Below are 7417 nucleotides of genomic sequence, written 5' to 3' on the forward strand. Positions count from 1 at the left end.
TAGCCGAAGGGCGCGCGGCCCGGGAGGCGGGCCTCATCGCGAGGGGCCTCCATCGCCTCGCAGGCTGGAGCGAGGGGCGGCCAGTGAACAACTCTGGAGGATGAGCTCCGGCATGGAGGCCAGGGGCACACCCTGGTCCACGGCCTTCAATTCCAGCGCGGCGCGCGGCATGCCGTAGACGACGCACGAGGCCTCGTCCTGGGCGAAGGTGACGCCACCGGCGTTGCGGATGGCCAGAAGGCCCCGCGCGCCGTCCTCGCCCATGCCGGTGAGCACCACGCCGCCGCTGCGCCGGCCGAAGACGGCGGCCAGCGACGACAGCAGGATGTCCCCGTTGGGGCACGGGCCTCCCCGGGTGCGCTGCAGGCGCGCCAGGCCCGCGGCGTCCACCAGCAGGTCGTGCCCGTCCAGCGGGAAGTACACCTTGCCCGGCTCCAGCCGCTCGCCCTCGCGGGCGATGTCCACCGGCATGGGCGTCACCTGGGACAGCCAGCGCACCATGCCCTGGGTGAAGCCCACGGTGATGTGCTGGGCGATGAGCAGCGGGACGGGGAAGTCGCGAGGCAGCTTCGCCAGGAGGTCCGCCAGCGCGGGCGGGCCGCCGGTGGAGGCGACGATGCCGAAGACGTCCACCCGGGCGCCCGTGGGGGGCGGCGGCGCGATGCCCGTGCGCGGGCGGCGGGAGATGACGGGCACCTCCGCCATCAGGCACACGGAGTGGGCCAGCTCCCGGCCCCACCTGCGCAGCTCCTCGACGTTCTTCACGTTGGGCTTACCGATGAGCTCCAGCGCGCCGGCGCTCATCGCCTGGAAGCCCAGGTCCACGCCGCGCTCCTCCGCCACCGCGCTCACCACGAGGATGCGCGCGGGGGCCTGGGACATGATGGCGGCGATGGCCGCCGGGCCGTCCAGCCCCGGCAGCAGCAGGTCCATGGTGATGACGTCCGGGCGCAGCAGCTTCGCCAGCTGCACGGCCCGGTTGCCGTCGCCGGCCCGGCCGACGACTTCGATGCGGGGCTCCTCCGTCAGGAGGGCCGTCAGCGTGTTCGCCATGGTGGGGGAGTCATCCACCACCAGGACGCGGATGGACCGCTTCGCGCTCACGCCCGGTTCCCCCTACGGCTCATCACGTCCAGCACCTCGGCCAACAGGCGGCCCGCGGCGCACTCGCGCTTGCTGAGATAGCCATCCGCGCCCGCCGCGAGCCCGCGCTCGCGCGCCGCGGCGCTGTCATGCGCGGACACGAGGATGACGGGCAGCGCCGCCGTCTCCCTGCGCTCGCGCAGCTTCGCGATGAGCTGCGTGCCGTCCATCTCCTCCATGTCCAGGTCGCAGATGACGACGTCGTAGGTGTCCGTCTGCAGCCGGTCCAGCGCCCGGGCGCCGCTGGCGGCCAGGTGCACCGTGAAGCCGCCGGCCTCCAGCATGGCCCGGTGCAGCGCGCGCGCGGTGAGCGAGTCGTCCACCACCAGCGCCCGCCGCTGCGCCACCACCTGCGTCTTTTCCGTGTCCGACACCAGCCAGTCCGGGCGGCAGATGAGCAGCAGCTCACCGCGGCTGAGCGTGGCCGCGCCCTGCCAGGCCGGCACGTCCCGCACCTCGGAGGGCAGCGGGCGGATGACCAGGTCCCGGTCGCCCACCACCGCGTCCACCGCCAGCGCCACGCGCTTGCCGCCGCTCTGCACGATGAGCAGCGGCTGCCCTTCCGCCGGAGGCGTGAGCGCGCGCAGGCCCAGCCGCGCCCCCAGGTCCACCACCGGCAACAGCTGTCCCTGGTACTCCATGTGGGCCCGGCGCTTGCCCAGCCGCAGCGCGTCCGCGCGGGCCAGCTGCGTGGCCTCCACCGCCAGCATGGGCAGGCCCACCAACTGCTCCAGCACCCGCACCACCAGCACCGGCGAGCTGCCCAGGTCCACCGGCAGGGTGAGCATGAAGCGCGTGCCCTGCCCCGGCGTGCTGGCCACCTCGATGCGGCCCTGCAGCGCCTCCACCGAGGCGCGCACCGCGTCCAGCCCCACCCCGCGCCCGGAGGTGTCCGTCACGTCCGTGCGCGTGCTGAAGCCGGCGCGGAAGATGAGGTCGCGCACCTGGTTGTCGTTGAGGCGCGCCGTCTCCTCGGCGGTGACGACGCCGCGCTGCTCGGCCACCTTGCGCACCCGGTCCAGGTCGATGCCCGCGCCGTCGTCCGCGCACTCCAGGTAGAGCAGGTTGCCCTGCTGCTCCACGCGCATCGTCAGGGCGCCCTCGTGGTGCTTGCCCGCGCGCTCGCGCTGCACCGGCATCTCCAGGCCGTGGTCCACGGCGTTGCGGAGCAGGTGCACCAGCGCGCCCTGCAGCTTCTCCAGCAGGCGCCGGTCGAGCGATACCTCCGAGCCCACCACCGACAGCCGCGCCTCCTTGCCGAGCTGGCGCGACAGGTCGCGCACCATGCGCTGCAGCGGGTCCAGGATGGTGCGCACCGGGCGCGTGGTGATGGCCTTGAGGCCCTCCTCCAGCGCCTCGACGATGTCACCCGTCTCCTCGCCGTCGGTGCGCAGCGTGCGCGCGGTGCCCGCCAGCAGCGAGCGCGCCTCGGCCGTCTCCGCCAGCAGGCCCTGCTTCGCCAGCAGCGTCACCACGCGGTCCAGCTCGCGGCCGCGCTCCTCGAAGCGCAGCCGCACCTCGCGCAGGCGCTCCACCTCGCGCATCAGCGACGTCACCTGCCGCGCCGACACGCGCCAGCCCGAGTCCGCCGACTCCGCCAGGGCCTCGGGCTCGGCGGCCGCGGGAGAGGGCGAGGGAGAGGGCGGCGGAGACGCGATGGCGGCGGCGGCCTCCGCGGCGGCGGTGTTGCCCGCCGGGGCGCCCATGGCGGCGGCCTCCTCGGGCGGAGGCGCGTCCGCCACGAGCTGGGCCAGGGCGGCGGCCGGGTCCGGCAGCGCGTCACCGCGCCCGTCCGCGTGCGCCTGCGCGCGCAGCATGAAGAGGTCCAGGCCGTGCAGCAGGATGTCCACCACCGGCCGCGGCATCTTCTGCGGGTTGGCCTTCAGCGGGGCGAGCGCGTCCTCCAGCTTGTGGGCGATGTCGCTCAGGTCCTGCATGCCGAGCGACGCGGCGCTGCCCTTCAGCGTGTGGAGGTGGCGGCCCAGCCGCACGTAGAGCTTGGCGAGCGCGTCCGTCTCCAGCCCGTCGCGCTCCAGCTCCAGCAGGTCCATGGTGACCTTCTGGACGACCTCCTGGGCCTCCACGGCGAAGCCGGCGACGAGTCCCTGCAGCAGCGGATCAACGGGCATTGCGTCCTCCCGTCCCGCGCGAGGCGAACAGGCGCTTCAAGTCGATGAGGTGGATGAGCTGGCGGTCCTGCGTGAAGACCTCCATGACGGGGCCTTCGGCGCGCACGCGGGCGGCCTCCACCGCGCTCATGGGCAGCGTCGTGGGCCGGGGAATGGCCTCGCAGTCCAGCGCGCACAGCTCGCCGTCCCCGCGGTCCACCACCAGCAGCACCGCCGGGTCCTGCCGCCAGCCATGTCCGCCCAGGAGCGACGCCAGGCTGAGCGCGGCCAGCACCTGGCCCTGGAAGCGCAGCACGCCGACGACGTGCGGGGCCGACAGCGGCACCGGCGACACCATCTTCAGCGGCAGCGCCGCGCGCAGGGTCTCCAGGGAGAGCGCGTAGCGTTCCTCGCCCAGGGGGAACTCGGCAATCCAGTGGACGGCCTCCTCGACGGCCGTCTCGCCCTGCTCGCGCAGGCGGGCCGCGCGCCGCTCGAGCAGCTCGCGCGCCTCCGTCTCCTGGGCCTCTTCCATCGTCCGCGGGGTGACCTTCATTCCAGCGTCCCCTGATTGAGGTAGGCGTCAGCGGACGCCTGGTAGAAGCGCGCCGGCAGCGCCTCGGGCCCGTCCACCAGCTGGTCGGGCGGGAGTCGCTCGGCGCGGGAGCGCAGGGCACGCATCAGCGGCACGGCCGCCTCGCGCGCGCCGGAGCGCTCCCGTAGAAGTGCCAGCTCCAAGAGGCCCGGCAGGTAGTCCGGAGACTGGCGCACCAGCGCCTCCAGCACGGCGGTGGCGCCCACCTCGTCCCCCTCCTCGATGCGCTCCAGCGCGGAGAGGTGCACCCGCGAGGGCGCGGGGGGCACGGCCTGGACGACGCGCACGGGCGCGGGCGCCGCGGGCCTGGCGACGGGGGCCGCCACGGGAGCGCGGGCGCCCACGGCGACACGGGGCCGGGGAGACGGCTTGGCGGACTCGCCCGGGCCGAGCAGGCGGAAGGCCTGCAGCTCCGGAGGCCCCTCGCGCACCATGCCCGGGGGAACGCGGTCCACCTCGACGGCGCCCAGGAAGAGCAGCCCGCCCGGGTTGAGCGTGCGCGACAGCAGGGTGATGGCCGCGTCGCGCGCGGCCGGAGTGAAGTAGGTGAGCACGTTGCGGCAGAGGATGAAGTCGAAGCGGCCGAACCGCTCCGGCAGGGGGGCCAGCAGGTTGCCCTGGGCGAAGGTGGTGACGCGGCGGACGACGGGGAGGATGGTGACCTGGCGCTCCCCGTTCTCCACGTACAGGGGGAAGAGCTTCGGCGCGGACTCGCGGCGGGACCAGCTGCCGTACGTGGCGCGCCGGGCCACCTCCAGGCTGGCCTCGTGCAGGTCGGTGCCCAGCACCTCCACGGGGAAGCCATGCGGCAGCGACGCCTGCAGGCACGCGGCCAGCGAGTAGGCCTCCTCGCCGGTGGCGCACCCCGCGCTCCAGCCGCGCAGGGACAGCGAGCCCCGGCGCAGCGCCGCGGGCACGCCCTCCTGGGAGATGAAGCGGAAGTGCTCGGGCTGGCGGAAGAAGTACGTCTCGCCCACCAGCACCGCGCGCACCAGCGTGAAGGCCAGGGTGGAAGACGGGTGCAGCAGCTCTCCCAGCAGGTCTCCCGCGGAGCGCCCGCGAGAGAACTCCGCCCGCACGACGCGCTCCAACGCCTCGCCGGAGATGGCGTCGTCGCGGAAGCCGGTGATGGCGGCCACCACCTCCCGCGCGCGGGTGAGCAGCCGCGGGTCGAGCTCTGCCCCGCTCATGCGCTCCGCCTGGCCTCCGCGGCCTCGAGCATCGTGGGCAGCTCCCGCAGCAGACCGCGGGCGATGAAGACCTTCGGGTCCAGGATGGGCAGCGCGCGCCCGCCGGCCCTCAGCATGCCGATGAGTCCCTCGCGCAGCGGGCCATGGTCCGCCCCGCCCACGCGCTCGCGCCGGTCCACGTCCGCGGCGCCGTACTCCTCGGGGTCCTTCACCGTGTCCACCGCCAGCGCCAGCGAGATGCCGTCCACTTCGATGACCACCAGCATTCGCTCCACGCGCGCCAGCTTGTGCTCCACGCCCAGGCGCCGGGCCACGTCCAGCACGCAGAGCGCGTTGCCGCGGACCTCCACGTACTCGCGCAGGTAGGCGGGGCCCGTGGGCAGCGGCCGCGTCGCCGGGTGCAGCAGCACCTCGCGCACCGCGTCCAGTGGAATGGCGAACTCCAATTCGCCCACCGTCACGCGCAGCACCAGCAGCGAGCCCGTGCGGGCCCGGCGGCGCGCGCTGGCCAGCGCCTCGCCCACCGTGTGCAGGAGCTCATCCGCGCGGAAGGGCTTGGCGAGGAAGGCCTCCGCGCCCAGCCCCAGGCACGCCTCGGCGCGCGACTTCTCCGAGGAGATGATGATGACGGGGATGTCCGCCGTGGCGGGGTCCGCCTTCATCCGCTGGAGGACCTCGTCACCGTCCATCTCCGGCATGGACAAATCCAGCAGCACCGCCGCCGGGTGGAGCCGCCCCACCTTGTCCAGCGCCTCACGGCCATTGCTGGCCGTGTGGATGGTGTAGTGACCGGAGAGGATGGCCCGCTCCAGCGCGAGGATGGCGTCGCTGTCGTCGACGAGCAGCAGGGACGGCAGGCTCACGGAAGTCTCAGGCCTTGGAGAGGAACTGACGGACCGTCTCCGTCAGCTCGTGGTGGGACACGGGCTTCTGGATGAAGGCGTTGGCGCCCGCCTCCGTGCCCTTCTGGCGCAGGTCGGCGTTCTTCTCCGCCGTCAGCAGGAGGATGGGCACCGAGCGCACCTGGGGCATGGCGCTGGCGCGCACTTCCTTCACGAAGGTGATGCCGTCCATGCCGGGCATGTTGATGTCCGCGATGACGAGGCTCACCGGAACCAGCCGGAGGATCTGCAGCGCACGGGCCGCGTCGTCGGCCTCGACGGTCGAGACCTTGAGGTTCATCAGGTAGATCTTGACGATGTTGCGGACCGTCGGGCTGTCGTCCACCAGCAAGACGTTGGTGCTGTGGGTCGTCACTGTGATGCGGCTCCTCACGCAGGCCCGCGTTCATGCGGGAGGCCCCTGCGAAACGTTCAGGACTCTACCGTGAGGACTCTCACGGGAGAAGTTGGGCACATCCGGCCCGGTATGGGACCGGGCAGGCAGGTGTGTGATGACCCCGGGTCCACTCCCACGCCCGGGCGAGCATGGCCGGGCGCCTACTCGGCCGCCGGCTTGGAAGATGCAGTGGGGGACTCCGCGGCCTCGGCCTGGGGGTCCACCGGCGGGGCGCCAATGGCGTGGTAGCCGCCGTCCACGTGGACCATCTCACCCGTGGTGGAGGGCATCCAGTCGGACAGCATGGCACACGCCGTGCGGGCCACCATGTCGTGGCTGTCCTTGGCGCTCCAGCCCAGCGGCGCCTGGCGGCCCCAGCCCTGCTCCAGCGCCTTGAAGCCCGGAATGCCCTTGGCGGCGATGGTGGACAGCGGGCCCGCGGCCAGCGCGTTCACCCGGATGCCCTTGGGGCCGAGGTCCCGCGCGAGGTAGCGCACGGTGGCCTCGAGCGCCGCCTTGCACACGCCCATCCAGTCATAGATGGGCCAGGCGATGCGGTTGTCGAAGTCCAGCGTGACGATGGAGCCCCCCTGCGTCATCAGGGGCATGCAGGCCACCGCCAGCTCCTTGAGCGAGAAGGCCGAGATGCGGAAGGCCGTCTGCACGCTCTCCCAGGGGGTGTTGAGGAAGTTGCCGCCCAGGGCGTCGTCGGGGGCGTAGGCGATGGAGTGGAGCACGCCGTCCACCCGGCCCCACTTCTGGCGCAAGGACTCCGTCAGCGCCGGGAAGTGCGCGGGGTTGGTGACGTCGAGCTCCAGGACCTCCAGGCCGGGCTTGAGGCGCTTCGCGCTCCGCTCGGTGAGCGACTTCGCCCGGCCGAAGCCGGTGAGGAGGATGTCCGCGCCCTGTGCCAGCGCGTGCTCTGCGATGCCGTAGGCGAGGGACTGGGGCGTCAGCACCCCGGTGATGAGCAGCTTCTTGCCCTGGAGCAGCATGTGAGGCGGCCTCGTCGGAAAGAGGGGGGGAAACCAGGAAACGCGCTGTCTAGCACTCCTACCCGCCGGAGCGGCACGAAACCCGGGCATGCCCACCCACATCCTCCC

7 protein-coding genes are annotated in these 7417 nt (G+C 73.1%); all 7 read right to left on the minus strand.

From position 1 onward, the window contains the following. Positions 1-33: 33 nt before the first annotated feature. Complete coding sequence (locus HG543_RS49535) at positions 34-1104, minus strand: chemotaxis protein CheB (RefSeq protein WP_169351971.1); 1071 nt, start codon at positions 1102-1104, stop codon at positions 34-36. Continuing rightward, on the minus strand, positions 1101-3272 hold the full coding sequence (locus HG543_RS49540; protein WP_169351972.1) for a hybrid sensor histidine kinase/response regulator: 2172 nt from the start codon (positions 3270-3272) through the stop codon (positions 1101-1103). The genes HG543_RS49535 and HG543_RS49540 overlap by 4 nt, the downstream gene beginning before the upstream one ends. Further along, entirely contained in the window at positions 3262-3807 is a 546-nt protein-coding gene (locus HG543_RS49545; protein ID WP_169351973.1) for a chemotaxis protein CheW, read from the minus strand. The genes HG543_RS49540 and HG543_RS49545 overlap by 11 nt, the downstream gene beginning before the upstream one ends. Next, entirely contained in the window at positions 3804-5036 is a 1233-nt protein-coding gene (locus tag HG543_RS49550; protein WP_169351974.1) for a CheR family methyltransferase, read from the minus strand. Before HG543_RS49550 ends, HG543_RS49545 begins: the two co-directional genes overlap by 4 nt. Next, positions 5033-5899: a response regulator gene (locus HG543_RS49555; RefSeq protein ID WP_169351975.1), complete on the minus strand. Its 867-nt coding sequence runs from the start codon at positions 5897-5899 to the stop codon at positions 5033-5035. The genes HG543_RS49550 and HG543_RS49555 overlap by 4 nt, the downstream gene beginning before the upstream one ends. A gap of 7 nt (positions 5900-5906) precedes the next feature. Then, a complete protein-coding gene (locus HG543_RS49560) occupies positions 5907-6293 on the minus strand; it encodes a response regulator (protein ID WP_169351976.1) in 387 nt (128 codons plus the stop codon). A 182-nt stretch (positions 6294-6475) separates the two neighbouring features. Then, positions 6476-7309: an enoyl-ACP reductase FabI gene (fabI, locus tag HG543_RS49565; RefSeq protein WP_169351977.1), complete on the minus strand. Its 834-nt coding sequence runs from the start codon at positions 7307-7309 to the stop codon at positions 6476-6478. Positions 7310-7417 lie beyond the last annotated feature (108 nt).

Source organism: Pyxidicoccus fallax (genome assembly GCF_012933655.1).
GTDB classification, from domain to species: Bacteria; Myxococcota; Myxococcia; order Myxococcales; family Myxococcaceae; genus Myxococcus; species Myxococcus fallax.

What these genes read in the sequence shown, in the direction of transcription:
- HG543_RS49540 (WP_169351972.1), bottom strand. Translation starts at nt 3,272, where the DNA reads ATGCCCGTTGATCCGCTGCTGCAGGGACTCGTCGCCGGCTTCGCCGTG.
- HG543_RS49545 (WP_169351973.1), bottom strand. Translation starts at nt 3,807, where the DNA reads ATGAAGGTCACCCCGCGGACGATGGAAGAGGCCCAGGAGACGGAGGCG.
- HG543_RS49550 (WP_169351974.1), bottom strand. Translation starts at nt 5,036, where the DNA reads ATGAGCGGGGCAGAGCTCGACCCGCGGCTGCTCACCCGCGCGCGGGAG.
- fabI (WP_169351977.1), bottom strand. Translation starts at nt 7,309, where the DNA reads ATGCTGCTCCAGGGCAAGAAGCTGCTCATCACCGGGGTGCTGACGCCC.